Origin of the sequence: Streptomyces sp. NPDC056361 (assembly GCF_042262805.1) — a bacterium.
Lineage (GTDB): Bacteria > Actinomycetota > Actinomycetes > Streptomycetales > Streptomycetaceae > Streptomyces.
Window position 1 is genome coordinate 1 of record NZ_JBHJQI010000145.1, and the last position, 22,217, is coordinate 22,217.

Here is a 22,217-nt window from a genome sequence, read left to right on the forward strand (position 1 = left end):
GCACGGCGATCTGTCGCCGTGCGGCCCCCGGTCGTTTCGGACAACCATTGACTCAGGTCCCGACGGCCTACTAACTTCGCTATACGGATTGTTGATTCCGTGAAGCGGAAAATAGGAGGATGCAGGATGGGTCAGCAGGAGAAGGTGTCGACGAGCCTCGCGGGCGCGGTCAGCGAGGGCATCAGCGCCTCCCTCGCCGCGGTGGACGTCGAGCTGGACCGCCGCTACCCGGGAGACCCCGGCACCCGCCAGCCCGTCCACACCGTCTACGTCCCCGGCAACGCCTTCGACGCCGGAACCATCCGCTCCTGGGGCGACCAGGCCCTCGCCGCCCTCGACGAGCACGCCCCCGACGCCGACTCCTTCGCCGCCGTCCTCGGCCTCGCCGACGACCTCGCCGAGGACGTCTACGGCCGCGTACGGGCCAAGCTGGAGCGCGAACCGATCGAGGACCTCCGGGTCGACTTCGAGGACGGGTACGCCGGCCAGGACGAGGACCAGGACGCCGCCCGGGCCGCCCGGCTGATCTCGGAGGCGTACCGGAACGGCACGGCCGCCCCGTACATGGGCATCCGGATGAAGTGCATGGAGTCCGCCGTGCGCGACCGGGGCATCCGCACCACCGACGTCTTCCTCACCGGACTCCTGGAGAACGGCGGCCTCCCCGACGGCCTCGTCCTCACCCTCCCCAAGGTGACCTACCCCGAACAGGTCTCCGCCTTCGTCCGCCTCCTGGAGGCCTTCGAGAAGGCCCACGGCCTCGACGCCGGCCGCCTCGGCTTCGAGATCCAGATCGAGACCAGCCAGTCCATCCTGGCCACCGACGGCACCGCCGCCGTCGCCCGCATGATCGGCGCCGCCGAGGGCCGCGCCACCGGCCTGCACTACGGCACCTTCGACTACAGCGCCTGCCTCGGCGTCTCCGCCGCCTACCAGGCCAGCGACCACCCGGCCGCCGACCACGCCAAGGCGATCATGCAGGTCGCCGCCGCCGGCACCGGCGTACGCGTCTCCGACGGCTCCACCAACGTCCTCCCCGTCGGCTCCACCGAGCACGTCCACGAGGCCTGGCGCCTGCACTACGGCCTCACCCGCCGCGCCCTCTCCCGCGCCTACTACCAGGGCTGGGACATGCACCCCGGCCACATCCCCACCCGCTACGCCGCCGTCTTCGCCTTCTACCGCGAGGGCTTCGAGGCCGCCGCCAAGCGCCTCTCCGCCTACGCCAACCACGCGGGCGGCGACGTCATGGACGAGCCCGCCACCGCCAAGGCCCTCAGCTCCTACCTGCTGCGCGGCATCGACTGCGGCGCCCTCGACACGGCCGAGGTCGACGCCCTCACCGGCATGACCCGCGCGGCCCTCGACCGCTTCGCCGCACCCCGCCGCGGCGACCTCACCGCCTCAGCCGAGTAGGGACGAAGATCAGATAGGGGTCACGATCCAGCCAACTGCCCCGTACTCTGTACGAGTTCACGCGCACTCGCGCACATGCTCGACAGGGGAACGGGGCAGCGGTGTCATCGGGGGAGAACGGGCGGCTCGCCGGCCGCTACAGAATCGTGCGCCAACTCGGGCGCGGAGGCATGGGAGTCGTCTGGAGGGCCGTCGACGAGGTCCTCGGCCGTGAGGTGGCCGTCAAGGAGCTCCGTACATACACCGACGCGGCGGCGCCCGAACTGGCCGACCTGCAGCTGCGGATGACCCGCGAGGCCCGCGCGGCCGCCCGGGTCCGCCACCCCGGAGTGGTCGCCGTCCACGACGTCACCGAACACGAGGGCCGGCCCGTCATCGTCATGGAGCTCGTCGACGGGCCCTCCCTCGACGACGTCCTCGGCGAGCGCGGCACCGTCGACGCCGCCGAGGCCGCCAGGATCGGCGCCAGCGTCCTGGAGGCGCTGGCCGCCGCGCACGACGTCGGCGTGCTGCACCGGGACGTGAAGCCGGGCAACATCCTCCTCGACCGGTCGGGGCGGATCGTCCTCACCGACTTCGGCATCGCGACCATGGAGGACCCCGGCGACGGCTCCGCGACGCACCTCACCCGCAGCGGCGAGATCGTCGGATCCCTCGACTTCCTCGCCCCCGAGCGGGCCCGCGGGCAGGACCCCGGCCCCGCCTCGGACGTCTGGGCCGTCGGCGCCACCCTGTACGCGGCGGTCGAGGGCAGCTCGCCCTTCCGCCGCACGTCGACCTGGTCCACGCTCGCGGCCATCGTCACCGAACCCCTCCCGGAACCCCACCGCGCCGGACCCCTCGCCCCGGTCCTCCTCCGCCTCCTCGACAAGGACCCGGCCGCCCGCCCGACGGCCCGCGAGGCCGCCCGGCTCCTGAGCGCCGTGGCGGGCGCGGCGCCCGAGCAGGCGGAGCCCGTACGGCCGGAGCCGGAGCCGGAGGCACAGCCGCAGACGGAGGCGGCCGCGGCCGCCGCGCCGGTCGCCGGCTTCGGCGATCCGTACACGGGCCCCGCGGAGCCGTACCCCGGTGCGAGCACGGTGGAGCCGTATCCGGGTGCCGCCGCCGCGCAGAACCCGTACCCGGCCCCCGCAGCCACCCCGCCGGCGGGTGTCGGCGCGCTCGGGGCGTTCGGCCCGGCCGTGCCCGTACCCGAGCCCGCACCCGGGCCCGTCACCGTGCCCTCCGGCGGTCCCGGAGCGGGACGGCGGGGCGCGCGGCGCGCGGGGGCGAAGCCGCGGCGGGGGACGGTGCTGGTGGCCGCGTCCGTGGCCGCCGTACTGCTCGCCGGCGGCGGGATCACGTACGCCCTCATGGACCACGGGACCGGGGACCGGGCGACCGGTGACACCTCGGCGGCCGGCGGGCAGGGCACGGCGGCCGGCGGGGACTCCGGGCGCGTGCTCGACCCGGGCACCAGCGGCACGCCGTCTCCGGGGCAGTCGAGCGGCACCGCGACGCCGTCCGCGGGGACGAGCTCCGGCGGACCGTCCGCCCCGGGAGCGACGCCCGGCACGGACGCGGCCGCCGGCGGCTCCGACCCGGGCGCGGCCTCCGGCGACGCGGCGGCCGGCGGCGGGGGGACGCGGACCCCGTCCGGGGGCGGTACGACGGCCCCGGGCAAGCCCGGCGGCGGCCCCGAGTCCACGGGCGACACGGACGCGGCCGGCGGCCCCGGCGGCGGCGCCACGACCGCGCCCACCACCGAGGCACCGCCGCCCGCCGCCACGGGCTGCGTCGCCTCCGGCTCCTCCGCCACCTGCCAGGTCGTCCGGAGCGCCACGACCACCCGCTACGACGGCGGCGAGATGGGGACCGTCGGCGCCGGCCCGCACACCTTCTTCTGCCAGGTCGACCTCGACCGCACCGAGTCGTACGGCGGCCGCACCAGCCGCTGGTTCGCCCGCACCGACGACGACAGCGGCAACACCAACGTCTACCTCAGCGTCCTCCACCTCTCGGGAGGATCGGGCGGCGGCGCCGTCGCGGGCCTGCGCGTCTGCTGAGGGCGGCGGTGCTCCGGTGTCGCGCGGCGGCGGTCCGGCCGCCGCGCGGGACGGCGGTGTCTCAGGCGGCCGGCGGCGGGGTCTCGCCCGAGCCGCGGGCGAGGAGAGTGGTGCCGAGGACGACGCGTTCCGGTGCCTCGTCGACGCCGTCGAGGCGGCGGAAGAGCCGTTCCGCCGCCGTGCGGCCCAGCGCGGCGGCGTCCTGGGCGACCACCGTCACGCCGAGCAGGTCGGCCAGTTCGATGTCGTCGAAGCCGACGAGGGCCACCGGACGCGGGTGTCCCGCGAGCGCGCGGACCACCGTGACGGTGACCCGGTTGTTGCCCGCGAACAGCGCCGTCACCGGCTCCGGCGCGGCCAGCAGCTCCCGCACCGCCGCGTTCACCCGCAGGGGGTCGGTGGAGCCGAGCGACACCCACTCCTCCCGGACCGGCAGACCCGCGTCGTCCATCGCCGCGCGGTAGCCGCGCAGTCGTTCGGCCGAGGTGTGGATGCGGGGCCGGTCGCCGATGAAGCCGATCCGGCGGTGGCCGTGGGCGATGAGGTGGGCCACGCCGTCGCGCGCGCCGCCGAAGCTGTCGGAGAGGACGGCGTCGGCGTCGATGAGGCCGGCCGGACGGTCGACGAAGACCGTGGCCACGCCCGCCCTGATCTCCGGCTCCAGGTACCGGTGGTCGTCGCCGGCGGGGATGACGATGAGCCCGTCGACCCGGCGGGCGCACAGCGCGAGCGCCAACTCCTGCTCGCGCTCCGGGTCCTCGGCGCTCGAACCGTTGATGAGGAGGGCCCCGTGCGCCCGCGCGACCTCCTCGACCGCCCGGCTGAGCGGTCCGTAGAACGGGTCGGCGAGGTCTTCGAGGACCAGCCCGACCGTCGCTGTCCGGCCCTTGCGCAGCACCCGCGCGCTGTCGTTGCGGCGGAAGCCGAGTGTCTCGATCGCCTCCCGCACCCGGCGCTCGGTGTCGGGGGTGACCCCCGGTTCGCCGTTGACCACCCTGGACACCGTCTTGAGGCCGACCCCCGCGCGGGCGGCGACGTCCTTCATCGTGGGCCGATTGCCGTAGCGGGGCTCGGGGCGGCGGGCGATGTCGGCCACGGTGTGCGGTTCCTCCGTCGTGTCGGGTCCTGGCGGGGCGGGTCCCAGCGCGCGGTCCTCGGGTCGAGCATAGGCCCTGGACAACGTTGTCACGCCAAGGGAGACTGGGCGGAACCGCTCCCCGTTCCCGGCCGCCGACTGGAGAATCCCCCTTCATGCACACCGACCCCGCCGAGGGCCTCGTCGTCGCGCTCGACATCGGCGGCACCAAGATCGCCGGTGCCCTGGTCGACGGCGCCGGCCGCGTCGTGCTCCGGTCCCAGCGGCCCACGCCCGCGCGTGAGGACGGCGAGACGGTGATGCGCGCGGTCGCGGAGGTGCTCGCAGGGCTCGCCGCCTCGCCGCTGTGGGAGTCGGCCGGGGCTGTCGGCATCGGGAGCGCGGGTCCGGTCGACGCCGCGCGGGGGACCGTGAGTCCGGTGAACGTGCCCGGCTGGCGCGACTTCCCGCTCGTCGAGCGGGTCCGCGGGATCACCGGCGGACGGCCCGTCACCCTCGTCGGCGACGGCGTCGCCATGACGGCGGCCGAACACTGGGTCGGGGCGGCCCGGGGCCACGACAACGCCCTCTGCCTCGTGGTCTCCACGGGCGTCGGCGGCGGCCTCGTCCTGGGCGGCCGGGTCCACCCGGGCCCCACCGGGAACGCCGGCCACATCGGCCACATCGCGGTCGACCTGGACGGCGACCCCTGCGCCTGCGGCGCGCGGGGCTGCGTCGAACGCATCGCCAGCGGCCCCCACCTCGCCCGCCGTGCCCTGGAGAACGGCTGGCTGCCGGGACCCGACGGCGACGTCTCCGCCGCCGCGGTGGCCGCCGCCGCCCACGCCGGGGACCCGATCGCCGTCGCCTCCTTCGCCCGCGCGGCCCAGGCGCTCGCCGCCGGCATCGCGGCCACCGCGGCCCTCGTCGAGATCGACATCGCGGTCGTCGGCGGCGGGGTCGCGGGCGCCGGCGAGGTCCTCTTCGCCCCGCTCCGCCGCAGCCTCGGCGACTACGCCACGCTCTCCTTCGTCCGCGACCTCACCGTCGTCCCCGCCCTCACCGGCACCGACGCGGGCCTCCTCGGCGCCGCGGCGGCCGCCACGCGCGCGCGTGGCGGGGAAGCGTGGGCGACGGCACCCGGCCCCGGCGGCGGTTCCTGAGGCCTGCCGGCGCCGGTTGGTCCTGAGCCCTGGGGCTCCGCCGCCACTCCCGTACGGGCTCCGCCGCCACTCCCGTACGGGCTCCGGCGTCACCCCCATACGGGCTCCGCCGCCACTCCCGTACGGGCTGAGACGTCACTCCCGTACGCGCTCCGGCGTGCGCTGTTCCACGATCACCAGGAACGTGTCGGACTCCAGGTCCATCACGACCCGGGCCGGCACCCCCTCGTCCCGCCGCGCGCCGGCGAACTCCTCCGCCGGCCAGCTGCCCCGCGGACCGCCGGCCGGGAAACGTTCGAGAACCGTACGACTCATCTCCGCACCCCCTCGTGCTCGACGGTGTCAACGACGGTCGCCCCGGATCGGTCACGCCCGTGCCCGGACATGTGTTCGTGGTTTCCGTGGCAGGGTGTTGGGGGCAAGCCACAGGGGGCTACCGACGATGAGGGGGGAATCGTGATCGTCTGGATCAACGGTACGTTCGGCGCGGGGAAGTCCAGCACCGCGCGTGAGCTGGTCGATCTGATCCCGCACAGCCATGTGTACGACCCCGAGCTCGTCGGCGGGGCGATGGGCCGGCTGCTGCCGGCCAAGCGCCTCGCCGAGGTCGAGGACTTCCAGGACCTGCCGATCTGGCGGCGCCTGGTGGTCGACACCGCGGCGGCCCTGCTCGCCGAGGTCGGCGGTGTCCTGGTCGTCCCCATGACCCTGCTCCGGCAGGAGTACCGCGACGAGATCTTCGGCGGGCTGGCCGCCCGCCGCATCGAGGTGCGGCACGTGCTGCTCGCCCCGGAGGAAACGATCCTGCGGCAGCGGATCGACGGCCGCACCGAGCACGACGACCCCGAGGCCGACGCCCGCGTCCGCGCCTGGTGCCACGCCCACCTCCCGCCGTACCGGGCCGCCCTCGACTGGCTCGCCGACGACGCGTACACCGTCGACACCTCGGCGCTCACCGTGGCCGAGGCCGCCCGGACCGTCGCCGACGCGGTCCTGGACGGCCGCGCGGCCCCCTGCGGCATCGTCCAGACCCCGGAGCCGACCGGCGAGACCCTCGCGGCCGGAGTCCTGCTCTTCGACGAACAGGACCGCTTCCTGCTCGTCGACCCCACCTACAAGCCCGGCTGGGAGTTCCCCGGCGGCGTCGTCGAACCCGGCGAACCGCCCGCCCGCGCCGGGATGCGGGAGGTCGCCGAGGAGATCGGCCTCGAACTCGACGCCGTCCCCCGGCTGCTGCTCGTCGACTGGGAACGCCCCGAGCCCCCCGCCTACGGCGGCCTGCGCCTCCTCTTCGACGGCGGCACCCTCCGCGGCGACGACACCGCGCGCCTCCGCCTCCCCGGCGCCGAACTCCGCGACTGGCGCTTCGTCACCGAGGAGGAGGCCGCCGACCTCCTGCCCCCCGTCCGCTACCGCCGCCTCCGCTGGGCCCTCCGCGCCCGCGAACGCGGCACCGTCCTCAACCTGGAGGCGGGCGTCCCGGTGGGGTGAACGCGCCCCCCCCCAGGTCCTGTCCGGAAAGTAGAGCCAGGCGGGACTTTCCGGACCGGACCTAGGTCCGGGCCACCGCCGCGGCAGCCGCCGCCGCGAACCGGTCCGCCGTGTCCGTGGTCACCGGCGCCCCGTGCCCGCAGCACAGCACGGACGGGGCGAGCTTCGCGAGCGCCCGCATCGAGTCCAGGGCGAGGGCGCGGTCGACGTGGAGGACGCCGAACATCACGTCCGGCACGGAGGCCACCGTGTCCCCGGTGAACAGCACGCCGTGGCGCGGCAGATGGACGGCGATCGAGCCGGGGGTGTGGCCCGGGGCGTGCACCACCACGGCGCCGTCGCCGAAACCGAGCTCCTCGCCGTCCTCGACCTCCCGGTCGACCCGGGTCGGCGGCGCCTCCGGCGAGGTCAGACCGTGCTCGAACAGCGGACGCTCCCAGTCCAGGACGTCGGGCTCCGGGACCGGGGCCTCGCCCCGGATGACCGGCGCGTCCAGCCGGTGCGCGAGGATCTCCGCCCCGTGCCGGTCCGCCAGCTCCTGGGCCGAGCCCACGTGGTCCCGGTGGCAGTGGGTCAGCACGATCCGGCGCAGCCGGTCGGGGTCGAGACCGGCCGACCGTATCGCCGCGGCCGTGCCGTCCGCCGTGCCGGCCCAGCCGGCGTCGATCAGGGTCAGTTCCCCGTCGTCCTGCCACAGGTAGGCCTGGCCGATGGAGAAGTCGAGGAGGTGCAGCCGAGGGGAGACGCGGGTGAGCTCGATGGATGCCATACGGCGAACCTACGCATGCGCGCAGGTCCGCCGTACGTCTCTACGCTCTCGGCGAGCTTCGCCGAGCGCTGAACCCGAACGGGTGTCAGACCTGCTTCGAGCGGGCGTAGTTGACCAGGAAGTGCGCCTCGGCCACCGAGAGGCGCTCCAGCTCCTCCGGCGACACGGACTCGTTCGGCGCGTGGATCTGCGCCTCCGGCTCGCTCAGGCCGATCAGCAGGATCTCCGACTCCGGGTACAGCGACGCCAGCGTGTTGCACAGCGGGATCGACCCGCCCATGCCCGCCGTCTGCATCTCCTCACCGGGGTACGCGATCCGCATCGCGTCCGCCATCGACGCGTACGCCGGGCTCGACGTGTCCGCCTGGAACGCCTGGCCCTGGCCGACCTGCTCCAGGGACACCCGCGCGTTCCACGGCGTGTGCTTCTCGATGTGGGCGTAGAGCAGCTTCGTCGCCTCGGCCGCGTCCTGGCCCGGCGGCACCCGCAGGCTCAGCTGGGCGCGGGCCGACTTCGGGATCGACGGGGTCGCACCCGCCACCGGGTGGCAGTCGATGCCGACGACGGTGACCGCGGGACGGGCCCAGATGCGGTCGGCGATCGTCCCGGCGCCCGGCAGGTCCACGCCCGACAGGACCTTGGCGTCCTGGCGGAAGTCCTCCTCCGGGTACTGCAGCCCCTCCCACACCTGGTCGCCCGGCAGACCGTCGACGACGGTCGAGCCGTCCTCGGCGCGCAGCGAGTCCAGGACGCGGATCAGCGCGGCCAGCGCGTCCGGGGCGGCGCCGCCGAACTGACCGGAGTGCAGGTTGCCCTCCAGGGTGTCGACCTGCACCCGGATCATCGTCATGCCGCGCAGCGTCGCCGTCACCGTCGGCAGGCCCACGCGGAAGTTGCCCGCGTCGCCGATCACGATCGCGTCGGCCGTGAGCAGTTCGGGGTGCTGCTCCGCGTACCGCTCCAGACCACCGGTGCCCTGCTCCTCCGAACCCTCCACGATCACCTTGACCGTGACCGGGACGCCGCCGTTCGCCTTCAGGGCGCGCAGCGCGAGCAGGTGCATGATGAAGCCGCCCTTGCAGTCGGCGGCGCCGCGCCCGTACCAGCGTCCGTCGCGCTCGGTCAGCTCGAACGGCGGGGTGAGCCAGACGGACTCGTCGAGCTTCGGCTGCACGTCGTAGTGCGCGTAGAGGAGGACGGTCGGGGCGCCGGCCGGGCCGGGCAGGATGCCGTACACGGACTGCGAGCCGTCGGGGGTGTCGAGCAGCGCCACGTCCTGGAAGTCCTCGGCGCGCAGGGCGTCCGCGACCCAGTTCGCCGCGGCCTCGCACTCGCTGCGCGGGGCCACGGCCTCGTCCGCCACGGACTCGAAGGCCACCAGAGCGGCCAGCTCGGCCTTGGCCGTGGGCATCAGGGACCGGACGGTCTCGGCGATCGGATTCGTGGACATGGGCACGCTCCTGGTGGGTGCGACGTTACGAGGTAGGGGACGGCGTTCGGCGTAGGTCGTGGTACGGCGAACGCACCGTCGATCCTACGGCTCGGTGGCCTGGCTACCGCGCCGTAGGATGCGTCAGGAGCAGACCACCGGTCGGATCAGGAGCAGAAACACATCGTGAGCAGCGAGCACGGAGACAACGCCGGTCCGGAGCACACCGAGCCCGTGGGCGCGGCTCCCGACGGCACCGGTGCGGAGGCCGCCGAGGGCGCGGTCGGCGACGCGGTCGCGGACGGCGGCACCGTCGCGGACGCCGTGCCGGACGAGGACGTGGCCACGTCACCGGTCACGGCGCGCGTCACGGATGACGGGCCGTCGGACGACACGGACGACGAGGCCGCGGACGTCTGGGACGTGGTCGTCGTCGGCGCCGGACCGGCCGGCGCGTCCGCCGCGTACGCGGCGGCGGTGGCCGGGCGCCGGGTGCTGCTCCTGGAGAAGTCCGAGCTGCCCCGCTACAAGACCTGCGGCGGCGGCATCATCGGCCCCTCCCGCGACTCCCTCCCGCCGGGCTTCGAACTGCCCCTCCAGGACCGGGTGCACGCCGTCACCTTCTCCCTGGACGGACGCTTCGCCCGCACCCGCCGCTCGCGCCGGATGCTCTTCGGGCTCATCAACCGTCCCGAGTTCGACGCGCAGCTCGTCGAGCACGCGCAGAAGGCCGGTGCCGAGCTGCGGACCGGTGCCACGGTGGTCCGGGTGGAGCAGCACGGCCCGTCCGTGCCGGACCGGCGGACCGCCGCCGTCGTCCTGGCAGGCGGCGAGACCCTTCTCGCGCGCGCGGTCGTCGGCGCCGACGGCAGCGCCAGCCGGATAGGGGCGCACGTCGGGGTGAAGCTCGGCCAGGTCGACCTGGGCCTGGAGGCGGAGATCCCCGTGCCGCCGTCCGTCGCCGAGGACTGGAAGGGCCGCGTCCTCATCGACTGGGGCCCGATGCCGGGCAGTTACGGCTGGGTCTTCCCCAAGGGCGACACCCTGACCGTCGGCGTCATCTCGGCGCGCGGCGAGGGCGCCGCCACCAAGCGGTACATGGAGGACTTCGTCGCCCGGCTCGGCCTCGCCGGCTTCGAGCCCACCGTCTCCTCGGGCCACCTGACCCGCTGCCGCACCGACGACTCGCCGCTCTCCCGCGGCCGGGTCCTGGTCTGCGGCGACGCGGCCGGACTCCTGGAGCCCTGGACCCGCGAGGGCATCTCGTACGCGCTCCGCTCGGGACGTCTCGCGGGCGAGTGGGCGGTACGGGTCGCCGAGGCGAACGACGCGGTCGACGCCCGCCGTCAGGCCCTCAACTACGCCTTCGCCATCAAGGCCGGCCTCGGCGTCGAGATGGCGGTCGGACGCCGGATGCTCGCCGTCTTCGAGCGGCGCCCGGGGCTGCTGCACGCGACGCTCACCGGCCTGCGCCCGGCCTGGAACGCCTTCGCCGACATCACCCGCGGCTCGGCCACGCTCGGCGGCATGGTCCGCTCGAACGGCCTGGCCCGGCGTGCCCTCGAGGTCCTCGACCGGCGCATGGACACGTCGTCCGGTGTCGGCCCGGCGGGCCGCGGAGTCACGCCGCGGGAGCGCACGGCGTCCGAGACGGAGGACACGGGGGCTCCTGAGGGGCTGTGACCTTCGGGGTCCGAGGGTCGTGCTCGGGGGAATCCGAGGGTTGTGCTCGGGGGAAGGGGACGGGCTCCGTCGTTCCGGCCGGTTCACGCGGCCGGGGTGACGGGGCCCGTCGTCGTGATGCGGAAGACGGGGTGCTTGGGCGCGGCGGCGCGCAGCTCCTCGGTGGAGGAGTCGGGGCCGACGCCGCCGAAGAAGACGCCGACCTCGGCCTTCCAGCGCTTGAGGTAGGCGCGGAGCAGCACGGGCTTGTCGTCGTCGGCCACCTCGACGGCGGTGAACTCCTGCACGTGCTTGCCGAGGTGCAGCTGCCCGCCGCCGGCCGCCCGCATGTTGTGGGTCCACTGGACGTGGCCGCGGGGGGCCACGAGGTACCGCTGGCCGTCCACCGTCAGGAGGTTGACGGGGGTGCGGCGCCATTCGCCGCTCTTGCGGCCGCGGACGGCGAGCACGCGGGAGCCCCAGACGCTGATGCCGCGGCGGGTCATCCAGGCGACTGCGCGGTTGACGACGTTCACGGTGAACCAGCCGGGCTTCATGACGTGCGCGGCGGGGCCGGTGGGGTTGGCGGGGCCGGTGGGTCCAGTGGGGCCAGTGGGGTTGCTCGCGTTGCTGGGGTCAGTCGGCTGAGCGGACATCGGGTCCTCCTGGGAGTTCAAAGTGTGAGCACTGCTCTCGCTTGAGATCAGTGTGCATGGATCGGCGCCCGTAAGCAAGAGCGGTGCTCTCATTTCGTGGCACCGCTCTGAAAGTGGCACACTGCTCTCCATGACCACCGTTCGAGGAGCCCGCGCCCGCGCCCGCATCGAGATCACCGCCGCCATCAAGGACGAGGCCCGCACCCAGCTCGCCGCCGAGGGCGCCGCCAAACTGTCCCTGCGCGCCGTCGCCCGCGAGCTCGGCATGGTGTCGTCCGCGCTGTACCGCTACTTCCCCAGCCGCGACGACCTGCTCACCGCCCTGATCGTGGACGCCTACGACGCCGTCGGCGCCGCCGCCGAGCAGGCCGACGCCGACAGCGCGGGCCAGCGCCCCCTCGCCCGCTGGACCGCCGTCTGCCGGGCCGTCCGCGCCTGGGCCGTCGCCCACCCGCACGAGTACGCCCTGATCTACGGCTCCCCGGTCCCCGGCTACACCGCCCCCCAGGACACCGTCGCCCCCGCCGCACGCGTCGGCCTCGTCCTCATCGAGATCACCCGCCGCGCCCACGAGGGCGAAGGCATCGCCCTCCCCCCGCTTCCCGACGAGCTGCGGCCCGAGGCCGAGCGCATCTCCGCGGACATCGCCCCCGACCTCCCGCCGGCCCTGGCCGCCGCGCTCGTCGCCGCCTGGGCACAGCTCTTCGGCCTCGTCTCCTTCGAGGTCTTCGGCCAGTTCAACCGGGTCGTCGAGGACCGCGACACGTTCTTCGCCACGGCCGCCCGCCGCCTGGGCCAGGACGCGGGCCTGCTGCCCCGCGGCTGAAGCCGCCGGGTCCGACGCCCGCGCCGGGCGCCCGGCGCCATGACGGGGCTGACGGGCCTGACGTGGCGGCGGGGCCGGCAGGACCAGCCGGAGTGCGCAGGGGTCGGCGGGGCTAGCAGGACCGGAGGGGCTGGCCGGAGTACGCCTGGGCCGGCGGGGCCGGCGGGGCCGGCGGGGCCGGCGGGGCCGGCGGGGCCGGCGGGGCTGGCTGGGCCGGCGAGGCCGGCGAGGCCGGCGAGGCTGGCTGGGCTGGCGGAACCGGCCGGCCCGGGCCGCCCGGGCTGACGGGGTCGGCGCGACCGGCGGGGGAGAGGGTGGCGGCGACGGGCCTCGTCTACTCCGGCGGGAGTACGTGTGACCACCCCGCCGGGCTGACGTCCTCGCGCGCGGCGCGCGGTTAGCGTGGCCGGTATGGAGGACGAGGCGCGGACGGGCGGTAGCGGTGGCGGGGGGCCCTTCGGGCGGTGGGGCCGGGCGGGCGGCCGCCGGGGTCTGCCCTGGAGGTCGACGCTGCTGGTCGCCGCTCTGGCCATGGTGGGGACCGGGCTCGCCGCGCGGAACCAGCCGGATCGGGAGGCGCTCGACGCGTTCGGGCGGGTTCTGCTGCTGTTCGGGGCGGTGCCGCTGCTGTTCCGTCACCGCAGGCCGGTGCCGGTGGTGTTCGGCGTCGCGGCCGTCACCCTCGGGTATCTCGCGGCGGGGTACCCGTACGGCCCGGTCTTCCTCATGGTGGCCGTCGCCTGCTTCGCCGCCGTGGTCCACGGGCACCGGACCGCCGCCTGGTGGGCCCTCGGCCTGCTGTGGGCCGGTCACCTGCTGCTCGCGCACTGGCTCTACCGATGGCTTCCGCCGGCCGGGGACGGGCCCGCGCCCTGGGGGCAGGAGCTGTCCGCGGCCGCCTTCGCCGTCGCGGTGCTCGCCGCCTCCGAGCTGGTACGGGTCCGGCGCGAGCAGTGGGCGCAGCAGCGGGCCGAACGGGCTGCGGCCGAACGGCGGCGCGCCGGGGAGGAGCGGCTGCGGATCGCCCGGGAGCTCCACGACGTGCTCGCCCACTCGATCTCCGTGATCAACGTGCAGGCGGGGGTCGGCCTCGCCCTCCTCGACTCCGACCCCGAACAGGCCCGCACGGCCCTCACCACCATCAAGGCGGCCAGCAAGGAGGCCCTCGGCGAGGTGCGGCAGGTCCTCGACACCCTCCGTACCCCCGGCGACGCGCCCCGTGCCCCCGCCCCCGGTCTCGGCCGGCTGCCCGAGCTCGTCGAGCAGGCCGCCGCCGCGGGTCTGGCCGTCACCGTGACGACGAGCGGCACGGGTACGGACCTGCCGCCCGGGGCAGACCTCGCCGCCTTCCGGATCGTGCAGGAGGCGCTCACCAACGTGGTGCGCCACTCCGGCTCCCGTACCGCCCGGGTCGAGATCGCCCGCGGCCCGCGGCGCCTGGACCTGCGCGTCGACGACGACGGCCCCGTCACCGGCACCGAGGCCGGCGGCAGCGGCAACGGCCTCGCCGGCATGCGCGAGCGGGCCGCCGCCCTCGGTGGCACCATCGAGGCGGGTGTCAGGCCCGACGGCGGCTACCGCGTCCACGCCGTACTCCCGCTCCCCCCGGAGGAGACCTCGTGACCGGCGACCCCGCGCCCGGCGAAGAATCGGTGACGGGCGGAGAACCCGCGAGCGCCCCCGTGATCCGTGTGCTGCTCGCCGACGACCAGTCCCTGGTCAGGGCGGGGTTCCGCGCGCTCCTCGACGCCCAGCCGGACATCGAGGTGGCGGGGGAGGCGGCGGACGGCGCGGAGGCGGTGGAGCGGGTGCGTGCGCTGCGGCCGGATGTGGTCCTCATGGACATCCGGATGCCGCGGCTCGACGGCCTGGAGGCCACCCGGCGCATCACCGGCGATCCCGGGCTCGACGGGGTCCGGGTCGTCATGCTGACCACCTTCGAGCTCGACGAGTACGTCTTCGAGGCGATCCGCGCCGGTGCCTCCGGCTTCCTCGTCAAGGACACCGAACCGGAGGAGCTGCTGCGGGCCGTGCGCGCGGTCGTCCACGGGGACGCGCTCCTCTCACCGGGCGTGACGCGCCGCCTGATCGAGGAGTTCGCGGCCCGTTCCAAGGCCCCGGCCGCCACGAGCTCCCTCGGTGTGCTGACCGAGCGCGAGCGGGAGGTGATGGCCCTGGTGGGCATCGGCCTCTCGAACGAGGAGATCGCCCGCAGGCTGGTCGTCAGCCCCCTCACCGCCAAGACCCACGTCAGCCGGGCCATGGTGAAGCTGGGCGCCCGCGACCGCGCCCAACTCGTCGTCCTGGCCTATGAGTCGGGTCTGGTGCGGCCCGGCTGGCTGGGCTGAGCGCGGAAGCCGGGCGGCGTCGGCGACTCGGCCCCGGCAGGGCGGCCGGTTGCGACCGGTTACTACGAAATCGTATATTCCGATCTCGTGTCTTCTTCCTCTGTGCCCTCTGTGCCCTCTGTGCCCTCTGTGTCCCCAGTACTTTCCGCGCCTTCCGTACTCTCCGAGGGCTCGGCGTTGCTCGCGCTTCAGCGCGCCACCCACGCCACCCTGCAGATCCTCGCCACCGAACTGGTCGACCTCGACCTGACGCCGTCCGAGACCAACGCGCTCGCCATCCTGGCGGACGGGCGCGGCCGCACCGTCTCCGAGCTCGGCGCCGCCGCCGGTACCCGCCCGACCACGCTGACCAGCGTCCTGGACCGACTGGAGCGCCGCGGCCACATCACGCGCGGCACCCGCCCGGGCGACCGCCGTGTCGTGCTCGTCGAGCTGTCGGAATCCGGCCGCCTGGCCGCCGACACCATCCGCCGAACTCTGGCCGAGCTGGAGGCCAGTGCCCTCGGCGGGCTCCCCGCCGAGGCCGTCACGGGCTTCCACACCGTCCTGCGCGCCCTCGCGGAGGTACGAGCGTGAGCACGACGAGCACGACGGACCACGAAAGCCCCGCGGACGGGGAAAGCGCTGCGGATCGTGAAGCTGCTGCGGGCACCGGCAGTCCCACGGGCCCCGACAGTGCCACGGGCGCTGACAACCCCATGGGCACCGACAGCCCCGCCGGTCCAGACGCTCCCGAGGCGGTGGCCCTCTTCCGTGAGCTGATGGCCGAGGCGATGGCGGCGACCGGCGCCTTCGGTCACCGCGAGCACGTCCACCTGACGTGGCTGGCGGTGCGACGGGTCGGCATGCCCGACGCCGTCGCCCTGGTGAGCGACGGCATCAGGCGTACGGCCCGCTACGCGGGAGCGCCGCAGAAGTACCACGTCACGGTCAGCCGGGCGTGGGTGGAGCTGGTGGCCCGGTGCGAGGCCGAGGGCGAGCTGCCGGACTTCGCGACGTTCGCCGCGCGCCACGCGGGCTTGCTCGACAAGCGCCTGCTGACGCGGTTCTACCGATCCGGCACGCTGGCCTCCGCCGAGGCCCGCACCGGGTGGGTCGAGCCCGACCTCGCCCCGCTCGGCCTGTCCGCGGACCCGGTACGCGACAGGGGCTGACCCCCGTACGTCGGCGTCGAGGCCAGGATCGTGGCTGTGGGCTGTGGGCTGTGGGCTGTGGGCTGTGGGCCGTGGGTGGCCGTGGCCGGGACCGGGGTCAGGGTCGTCCCGGGCCCCGCGAGCCTGCCCGGCTCAGCTTCAAACGATCCCCGAGGTCTCCCGCCACAGCCGGGCGAGGGCGGCATCCCCGGTCACCGTCACGGCGTCGGCGGGAAGGCGGTTCCAGAGGGCCAGGTACAGCCGGTGGGCGGGGCCGCTCAGTTCCGTGTCGGCAGGGGCCGCGGTCCCGGCGGTCTCGGTGCTCCGCTCCGTCCGGGGCGGTTCCGTCGCCGACAGCCGTACGGTCCACACGTCGCCGGTGTCCGTGGCGCGGACGCGCAGGGTGCGGGGTTCGGGCGTGTGGACCCGGCTGCGGTCGCGGGCGTGGAAGCCGCGCAGGAGCTCGTCGATGCCGTCGGCGGCGAGGGCCGAGTCCACTGGACCGGGGCCGGTCGCGAGGGCCGATTCGGCGTCGGCGCGGTGGACGGTCGTCTCGTGGGCCTGCCGGCGGGCCCAGAAGGCGAGCGGCGAGGGGGCGGGCAGGAAGGTCCAGCACTCCAGGGTCTCCGGCGCCGCGCGGAGGGCGGCGACGAGCAGCGCGTGGCCCTCGCGGTAGTGGGCGAGCAACTCGTCGCCGTCGAGGGCAGGTTCGCCGCCGTCCGGGTGGTACGCGGTGTGTCCCTCGGCGACGAACGCGGTGGCCCAGCGGTGCACCATGGTGGTGTGGCGGAGGAGGTCCCGGATCCGCCACTCCGGGCAGGTCGGGACGGCGGCGTCGGGTCCGGCCTCGGCCGCCGCGTCCGCGAGGGCCAGGCCCGCGGTCTCCAGTGCGTCGATGTGTTCCGTGATCTTCATCGTGTGTGCGGTGATCGCGTCCATGGGGTGGATTCTGGCAGCTCCGAGCGCCTCGGTGGGGTGGTGTCCGCGGCGGGGTCCGACACCATCCCTCCGGCTCAACTCGCCCGGTCGACCCCCGCGTTGCGTGCCCAGTAGCCCATCGCCGCGGCGCCGGCGGCGAGTACCGCGACCGTGGTGAGCGCCACCGGCAGGGAGAACCAGTCGGCGAGGAAGCCGATGGAGGGGGGACCGAGCAGCATGCCGCCGTAGCCGAGGGTGGAGGCCGTCGCGACGCCGCCGGGGCCGGCGAGGGCGCCCGCGCGGGCCACGGCGACGGGGAAGATGTTGGCGAGGCCGAGGCCGGTGATCGCGAAGCCGAGGAGCGTCGCCCAGACGGTCGGCGCGAGCGCGCCGAGGAGCATTCCGGCGGCGGCCGTCGCCCCGCCGGTCACGAGGGTGCGGGTCTGGCCGAGGCGTTCGAGCAGCGCGGTGCCGGAGAGTCGGCCGGCGGTCATGGTCAGGGCGAAGACGGAGTAGCCGGCGGCCGCCACACCCGGGTGCGCGTGGAGGTCCTGTTCGAGGTGGAGGGCGCCCCAGTCGGCGAGCGCCCCCTCTCCGTACGCCGTGCAGAGCGCGATCACGCCGAAGACGACGACCGTGCGGCGGGAGGCACGTGCGCGCGTGCCTCCCGCGGCGGGGCCGGTGGGCGCCGCGAGGGTCTCGGGGAGCGTCGGTGAGGGGTGGCGCAGGAGTACGGGCCCGGCGGCCGCGGTGAGGGCCAGGCCGACGACGGTGAGGCCGAGGAGGTGGGTGGTGGGGGAGAGGCTGCCGGCGAGCAGTCCGCCGATGCCGGCGCCGAGCATGCCGCCGAGGCTGAAGGCGGCGTGGAAGCTCGGCATCACGGGGCGGCGCAGTGCGGTCACCAGGTCCACGGCCGCGCTGTTCATGGCGACGTTGATCCCGCCGTACGCGGCGCCGAAGACCAGCAGGACGAGGCCGAGCGCGAGCGGTGACCGGGTGAGCGCCGGGAGGGCGACCGAGAGGGAGAGGAGTACGGCGGTGGCGACGGTGACGGGGTGGGAGCCGTAGCGGCGGCAGAGCCGGCCCGTCAGCGTCATGGTGATCACGGCGCCCGCGGACACGCCGAGCAGGGCGAGGCCGAGGTCGCCGGCCGTGGCGCCCGTCTGCTGCTTGACGGCGGGGATGCGGACCACCCAGCCGGCGAACAGGAAGCCGTCGAGGGCGAAGAAGAGGGTCAGGGCGGAGCGGAGGCGGGACAGGGAGTCGGTGGCGGTGTCTCCGCCGGGGCCCCCCGATACGGCCGTCCGTACTTTGTTTAGTAGCGGCACAAACTCAGGATAGGGGGCGGCGGCCCGTGGAATCAACTGCGCCTGCCGCGTCCGGGCCGGGGTGTGATGGGGTGCGGGGCCCCACGGCGGTCCGATCATGGGAGACTCGCCCCCATGAACGGCAAGGCGACGACGATCCGGACACGGCTGGACAGGGGGCGCAACGCGCTCGGCCCCGCGCTGGAGCTGGTGCACACCGGCAGGGCGCCGACGCGGGCCGTCCTCACCGCGGAGCTCGGCGTCACCCGGGCCACGGCGGGTGCCGTCGCCGCCGAGCTGGAGGCCCTCGGTCTCATCCGGGTCGACTCCAACCCCGGGGCCGCCGCCGGTTCACAGGGCCGCCCCTCGCACCGGCTCGCCGTCGACGAGAACGGCCCCGTCGCCCTCGCCGCCCAGGTCCACGCGGACGGCTTCCGCGCCGCCCTCGTCGGCCTCGGCGGCACGATCGTCGCCACCGCCCCCGGCTGCGTCACGGTGTCCGCCGACCCCGCCCAGGTGCTCGGTGCCGTCGTCGACGCCGGAGCCGCCCTGCTCAGGGAGAGCGGCCGCCGCTGCGTCGGCGCCGGGCTCGCCGCCCCGTCGGCCGTGGCCGAACCCGAGGGCACCGCCCTCAACCCGCTCCACCTCGCCTGGCCCGCCGGCGCGCCCGTCCGGGAGATCTTCGCGGAACGGGTGCGCGCCGCCGGCATCGAAGGCCCCGCCTTCACCGGGAACGACGTGAACCTCGCCGCCCTCGCCGAGCACCGCCACGGCGCCGGGCGGGGCGCCCGCGACCTGCTCTGCGTGGCCACCGGCCACCGGGGCGTCGGCGGCGCGCTCGTCCTCGACGGCCGCCTCCACACGGGCAGCTCGGGCCTCGCCCTGGAGGTCGGCCACCTGACGGTCAACCCGGAGGGGCGGCCCTGCCACTGCGGCAGCCGGGGCTGCCTGGACGTCGAGACCGACCCGCTCGCCTTCCTCACGGTCGCCGGGCGGGCTCCGGGCCCCGAGGTCTCCCTGCTCCAGCAGGCCCGCGACCTGCTGCGGACGAGCCGCGACGACGCGGGTGTCCGGGTCGCCGTCGGGGAGCTGATCGACCGCCTCGGCCTCGGCCTCGCCGGACTGGTGAACATCCTCAACCCGGACCGGATCATCCTCGGCGGCCTGCACCGCGAGCTCCTCGACGCCGACCCGGAGCGGCTGCGCGCGGTCGTCGCCGACCGCAGCCTCTGGGGCCGCAGCGGCGGTGTGCCGATCCTGCCCTGCACACTCGACCACAACAGCCTCGTCGGAGCCGCCGAACTGGCCTGGCAGCCGGTGCTCGACGACCCGCTGACCGCACTGGGGCGCGCGACGGTCTGAGGCGTCCCGGGCGTGCGGCGCCGGCGTTCCGCCGCGCCCTCGAAGCCCTGATCCCGCTTGCGGTTCGCACCACGAACTAATAACGTTCGTGGTGCGAACTTCGCATGCGAGTTCGGCGAGTTCGGCGAGTTCGGCGGCTTCGGCGGCTTCACGGGGAAGGGCGAGACAATGACCGGACGACAGGTGCTCTTCGGCTTCGGCGCGCACAGCGGGATCGACGACGGCCCCGACCTGGTGCGCAGGGTCCAGCAGGGGGACGGCGACGGCCTCGACCTCTTCTCGCTGTCGGACCACCCCTACCTCGGCGGGCGCCTCGACGCGTACGCCACCCTCGGATTCCTGCTCGGCGGTACGCGGCGGATCTCGGGCTTCGCCAACGTCACCAACCTGCCCACCCGGCCCGCCCCGATGCTGGCCCGCACGGTGACCACGCTGTCGGCGCTCACCGGCGGCCGCGTCGTGCTCGGCATGGGCGCCGGCGGGCTGTGGGACCGGATCGCCGACATGGGCGTGCCGAAGCTGTCTCCGGGCGAGGCCGTGGAGGCCTTCGAGGAGGCGATCGTCCTGATCAAGAAGCTGTCCGGCGGCGGCGCGCCGGTCACCCACCAGGGACGCCACTACCAGGTGAACCGGGTCGAGCCCTCACCCGTGGCCGCGCCGCCCGTGTGGACCGGCTCCAACGGCCGCAAGTCCCTGGCCGCCACCGGCCGGGTCGCCGACGGCTGGCTCCCCGGCCACGCGGCCGACTGGCTCAGCGAGCGGTACCGGACCTCGCGCCCCGTCATCGACGAGGCGGCGGCCGCCGTCGGCCGCGACCCCCGGGAGATCCGTACGGTCTACAACCTCCCCGGCCGGATCACCGAGCGGCCCCTGACCGCGACGCGCGACGACGACGGGCGCTGGATCGGCGGCTCCGTGGACCAGTGGGTCGAGGAGCTGACCGGGGCCGTCCTCGACCACGACGCCTCCGGCTTCATCCTCTTCTCCGAGGGCGGCGGCGCGCAGGACATCGACGCCCTCGCCCGCTGGGGCCGCGAGATCGTCCCCGCGGTGCGCGAGGCGATCACCAAGGAGAACGGCTGAGCGACGGCGCGCGGCGGCCGAGCCGCCCCGTCGACCGGAGGGCATCTTCCCGGGTCGGGTCATCCCCCGGGGGCGGGCCCATCCCCCGGATCGGGGTCATCGCTTCGGGTCGGGGGTCACCTCCCCAGATCGGGGGCCACCTCCCCAGGTCGGGGCCACCTCCCGGATCGGGGTCACCTCCCCAGGTCGGGGCGCCCCTCGGCCACCGCGGCGAGGCGGTCCAGGGCCATGCGCGTGCCGGTCTCGTTCTGATCGGCGGGCACGGCGTCGGGGATCCCCTCGTGCACGAGCCTGACCTCGGTGCCGCCCCCGACGGGGATCAGCGTCGTCGTCAGGGTCATCGCGCCGTGCAGCCGGGGGTCCTCGGACTCGAACTCGATGATCTCGACGACCCGTTCGTCCGGCACCAGCTCCACGAAGCGGCCGTGGTACGTGTCCGTGCGGGCCCCCGACTTCCCGGTGCCGTCGATCGTGTCGTAGTGCAGCGAGACCCGGAACTCGCCTCCCTCGCGCACGTCGAAGGAGTGGACCTCGCAGGTCATGCCGTACGGCACCCGCCACCGCGCGACCGCGTCACGGTCGAGCAGCGAACGGTAGACGGCCGAGGGCGGGGCGTCGACGTGGCGGGACGCGCGTGAGGTGTACACCCCTCCAGGCTAGGTGCGTCCCGCCGGGCTCGCGGGGCCGGTCGCCTTTCCCTGCGGCAAATGGGTTGGGCGGCGAGGGGTGGACGACGTACCGTTCCGTTTCATGATCACTAAAGAATCCGACCTCCCTCCGCGCCTCGGCAGCCTCACCTTCCACGGGCCGCTCTCCGAGGAGCGCGCCACCCGCATGATCGAGCGGCTGGCCGCCTCCGGCCCCGCCGACGTGCTCGACATCGGCTGCGGCTGGGGCGAGTTGCTGCTGCGCGTCGTCGAGGCGGCGCCCGGGGCCAAGGGAGTCGGCCTCGACATCAACGCCGAGGACCTGGCCCGCGGCCGTGCCCTGGCCGAGGAGCGAGGGCTCGCCGACCGGGTGGCCTTCGTGGAGGAGTCGGCGCTCGGCACCGAGCGGGGCCCCGTCGACGCCGTCCTGTGTCTCGGGTCGAGCCAGGCGCTCTGCGACCCCGAGCTGCCGTACGACCCCGCCGCCGTCCTGCGCGAACTGCGCCGCCTCGTGCGCCCCGGCGGGCGGGTCGTGCTCGGCGAGGGCTTCTGGGAGCGCACCCCCACCGAGGCGGAACTGGCCGGGATGTGGCCCGGCGCGAGCGCGGACGACCACTTCACGCTCGGCGCGCTCGTCGATCTCGCGATCGGGGCGGGCTTCCGGCCGGCCTGGATCGAGACGGCGAGCGCCGACGAGTGGGAGGAGTTCGAGTCCGGCTACCGCTACGACACCGAGGTCTGGCTCGCCGCCCACCCCGACCACCCGCTCGCCGCGGAGACCCGCGAGCGCGTGGACCGCCAGCGCTCCACCTGGGTGAACGGCTACCGGGGCGTCCTCGGCATCGCCTACCTCACGCTCGTCGCCGTCGCCTGACCCCCCGTTCGGC

21 protein-coding genes are annotated in these 22,217 nt (G+C 75.0%); 13 read left to right on the plus strand and 8 right to left on the minus strand.

Annotated elements, in window-relative coordinates:
- Positions 1-126: 126 nt before the first annotated feature.
- Both ACFCY7_RS32985 and ACFCY7_RS32990 read left to right on the plus strand, forming a co-directional pair.
- A complete protein-coding gene (locus tag ACFCY7_RS32985) occupies positions 127-1,416 on the plus strand; it encodes a DUF6986 family protein (RefSeq protein WP_376489746.1) in 1,290 nt (429 codons plus the stop codon).
- Positions 1,417-1,517: 101 nt separating this feature from the next.
- On the plus strand, positions 1,518-3,461 hold the full coding sequence (locus ACFCY7_RS32990) for a serine/threonine-protein kinase (protein WP_376489747.1): 1,944 nt from the start codon (positions 1,518-1,520) through the stop codon (positions 3,459-3,461).
- A gap of 61 nt (positions 3,462-3,522) precedes the next feature.
- Here ACFCY7_RS32990 and ACFCY7_RS32995 read toward each other — a convergent pair whose 3' ends face one another.
- On the minus strand, positions 3,523-4,557 hold the full coding sequence (locus ACFCY7_RS32995; RefSeq protein ID WP_376489748.1) for a LacI family DNA-binding transcriptional regulator: 1,035 nt from the start codon (positions 4,555-4,557) through the stop codon (positions 3,523-3,525).
- Between the two features lie 155 nt (positions 4,558-4,712).
- On the opposite strand from ACFCY7_RS32995, the gene ACFCY7_RS33000 reads away from it, so the two are divergent.
- On the plus strand, positions 4,713-5,699 hold the full coding sequence (locus ACFCY7_RS33000) for an ROK family protein (protein WP_376489749.1): 987 nt from the start codon (positions 4,713-4,715) through the stop codon (positions 5,697-5,699).
- A 135-nt stretch (positions 5,700-5,834) separates the two neighbouring features.
- On the opposite strand, the gene ACFCY7_RS33005 is transcribed toward ACFCY7_RS33000, so the two are convergent.
- A complete protein-coding gene (locus tag ACFCY7_RS33005; protein ID WP_367820713.1) occupies positions 5,835-6,014 on the minus strand; it encodes a hypothetical protein in 180 nt (59 codons plus the stop codon).
- Between the two features lie 141 nt (positions 6,015-6,155).
- Here ACFCY7_RS33005 and ACFCY7_RS33010 point away from each other — a divergent pair, with 141 nt between their 5' ends.
- On the plus strand, positions 6,156-7,190 hold the full coding sequence (locus ACFCY7_RS33010; protein ID WP_376489750.1) for an NUDIX domain-containing protein: 1,035 nt from the start codon (positions 6,156-6,158) through the stop codon (positions 7,188-7,190).
- A gap of 61 nt (positions 7,191-7,251) precedes the next feature.
- Here the strand turns inward: ACFCY7_RS33010 and ACFCY7_RS33015 are convergent, their stop codons facing one another.
- Together ACFCY7_RS33015 and ACFCY7_RS33020 are read right to left on the minus strand one after the other, a co-directional pair.
- A complete protein-coding gene (locus ACFCY7_RS33015; protein WP_376489751.1) occupies positions 7,252-7,959 on the minus strand; it encodes an MBL fold metallo-hydrolase in 708 nt (235 codons plus the stop codon).
- Positions 7,960-8,044: 85 nt separating this feature from the next.
- Positions 8,045-9,409, minus strand: a complete 1,365-nt coding sequence (locus ACFCY7_RS33020) for a dipeptidase (RefSeq protein WP_376489752.1) — start codon at positions 9,407-9,409, stop codon at positions 8,045-8,047.
- A 165-nt stretch (positions 9,410-9,574) separates the two neighbouring features.
- On the opposite strand from ACFCY7_RS33020, the gene ACFCY7_RS33025 reads away from it, so the two are divergent.
- Positions 9,575-11,071, plus strand: coding sequence for a geranylgeranyl reductase family protein (locus ACFCY7_RS33025; protein ID WP_376489753.1), 1,497 nt, complete (start codon positions 9,575-9,577; stop codon positions 11,069-11,071).
- Positions 11,072-11,154: 83 nt separating this feature from the next.
- Here the strand turns inward: ACFCY7_RS33025 and ACFCY7_RS33030 are convergent, their stop codons facing one another.
- Positions 11,155-11,607 (minus strand): nitroreductase family deazaflavin-dependent oxidoreductase, encoded by a 453-nt coding sequence (locus ACFCY7_RS33030; RefSeq protein WP_376489763.1) that lies wholly within the window; start codon positions 11,605-11,607, stop codon positions 11,155-11,157.
- Between the two features lie 229 nt (positions 11,608-11,836).
- Between ACFCY7_RS33030 and ACFCY7_RS33035 the strand changes: the two genes are divergently transcribed.
- From ACFCY7_RS33035 to ACFCY7_RS33055, 5 genes are all read left to right on the plus strand, one after another.
- The gene (locus ACFCY7_RS33035) at positions 11,837-12,532 is read left to right on the plus strand and encodes a TetR/AcrR family transcriptional regulator (RefSeq protein ID WP_376489754.1); all 696 of its coding nucleotides are present in this window, start codon (positions 11,837-11,839) and stop codon (positions 12,530-12,532) included.
- A 411-nt stretch (positions 12,533-12,943) separates the two neighbouring features.
- The gene (locus ACFCY7_RS33040) at positions 12,944-14,155 is read left to right on the plus strand and encodes a sensor histidine kinase (RefSeq protein ID WP_376489755.1); all 1,212 of its coding nucleotides are present in this window, start codon (positions 12,944-12,946) and stop codon (positions 14,153-14,155) included.
- A gap of 59 nt (positions 14,156-14,214) precedes the next feature.
- A complete protein-coding gene (locus ACFCY7_RS33045) occupies positions 14,215-14,880 on the plus strand; it encodes a response regulator (RefSeq protein ID WP_376489764.1) in 666 nt (221 codons plus the stop codon).
- Positions 14,881-15,057: 177 nt separating this feature from the next.
- Entirely contained in the window at positions 15,058-15,456 is a 399-nt protein-coding gene (locus tag ACFCY7_RS33050) for a MarR family winged helix-turn-helix transcriptional regulator (RefSeq protein ID WP_376489756.1), read from the plus strand.
- 122 nt (positions 15,457-15,578) lie between these two features.
- Entirely contained in the window at positions 15,579-16,034 is a 456-nt protein-coding gene (locus ACFCY7_RS33055) for a hypothetical protein (RefSeq protein ID WP_376489757.1), read from the plus strand.
- A 138-nt stretch (positions 16,035-16,172) separates the two neighbouring features.
- On the opposite strand, the gene ACFCY7_RS33060 is transcribed toward ACFCY7_RS33055, so the two are convergent.
- Positions 16,173-16,928 carry a maleylpyruvate isomerase family mycothiol-dependent enzyme gene (locus ACFCY7_RS33060; protein ID WP_376489765.1) on the minus strand — a complete coding sequence of 252 codons (756 nt, stop codon included), beginning with the start codon at positions 16,926-16,928 and terminating at the stop codon, positions 16,173-16,175.
- A gap of 98 nt (positions 16,929-17,026) precedes the next feature.
- A complete protein-coding gene (locus ACFCY7_RS33065) occupies positions 17,027-18,259 on the minus strand; it encodes an MFS transporter (protein WP_376489758.1) in 1,233 nt (410 codons plus the stop codon).
- A 114-nt stretch (positions 18,260-18,373) separates the two neighbouring features.
- Between ACFCY7_RS33065 and ACFCY7_RS33070 the strand changes: the two genes are divergently transcribed.
- Both ACFCY7_RS33070 and ACFCY7_RS33075 read left to right on the plus strand, forming a co-directional pair.
- On the plus strand, positions 18,374-19,600 hold the full coding sequence (locus ACFCY7_RS33070) for an ROK family protein (RefSeq protein ID WP_376489759.1): 1,227 nt from the start codon (positions 18,374-18,376) through the stop codon (positions 19,598-19,600).
- 168 nt (positions 19,601-19,768) lie between these two features.
- Positions 19,769-20,683: an LLM class flavin-dependent oxidoreductase gene (locus ACFCY7_RS33075; RefSeq protein WP_376489760.1), complete on the plus strand. Its 915-nt coding sequence runs from the start codon at positions 19,769-19,771 to the stop codon at positions 20,681-20,683.
- A gap of 173 nt (positions 20,684-20,856) precedes the next feature.
- Here the strand turns inward: ACFCY7_RS33075 and ACFCY7_RS33080 are convergent, their stop codons facing one another.
- Entirely contained in the window at positions 20,857-21,330 is a 474-nt protein-coding gene (locus ACFCY7_RS33080) for an SRPBCC family protein (protein WP_376489761.1), read from the minus strand.
- A gap of 103 nt (positions 21,331-21,433) precedes the next feature.
- On the opposite strand from ACFCY7_RS33080, the gene ACFCY7_RS33085 reads away from it, so the two are divergent.
- Positions 21,434-22,204, plus strand: coding sequence for an SAM-dependent methyltransferase (locus ACFCY7_RS33085; protein ID WP_376489762.1), 771 nt, complete (start codon positions 21,434-21,436; stop codon positions 22,202-22,204).
- Positions 22,205-22,217: the final 13 nt, after the last annotated feature.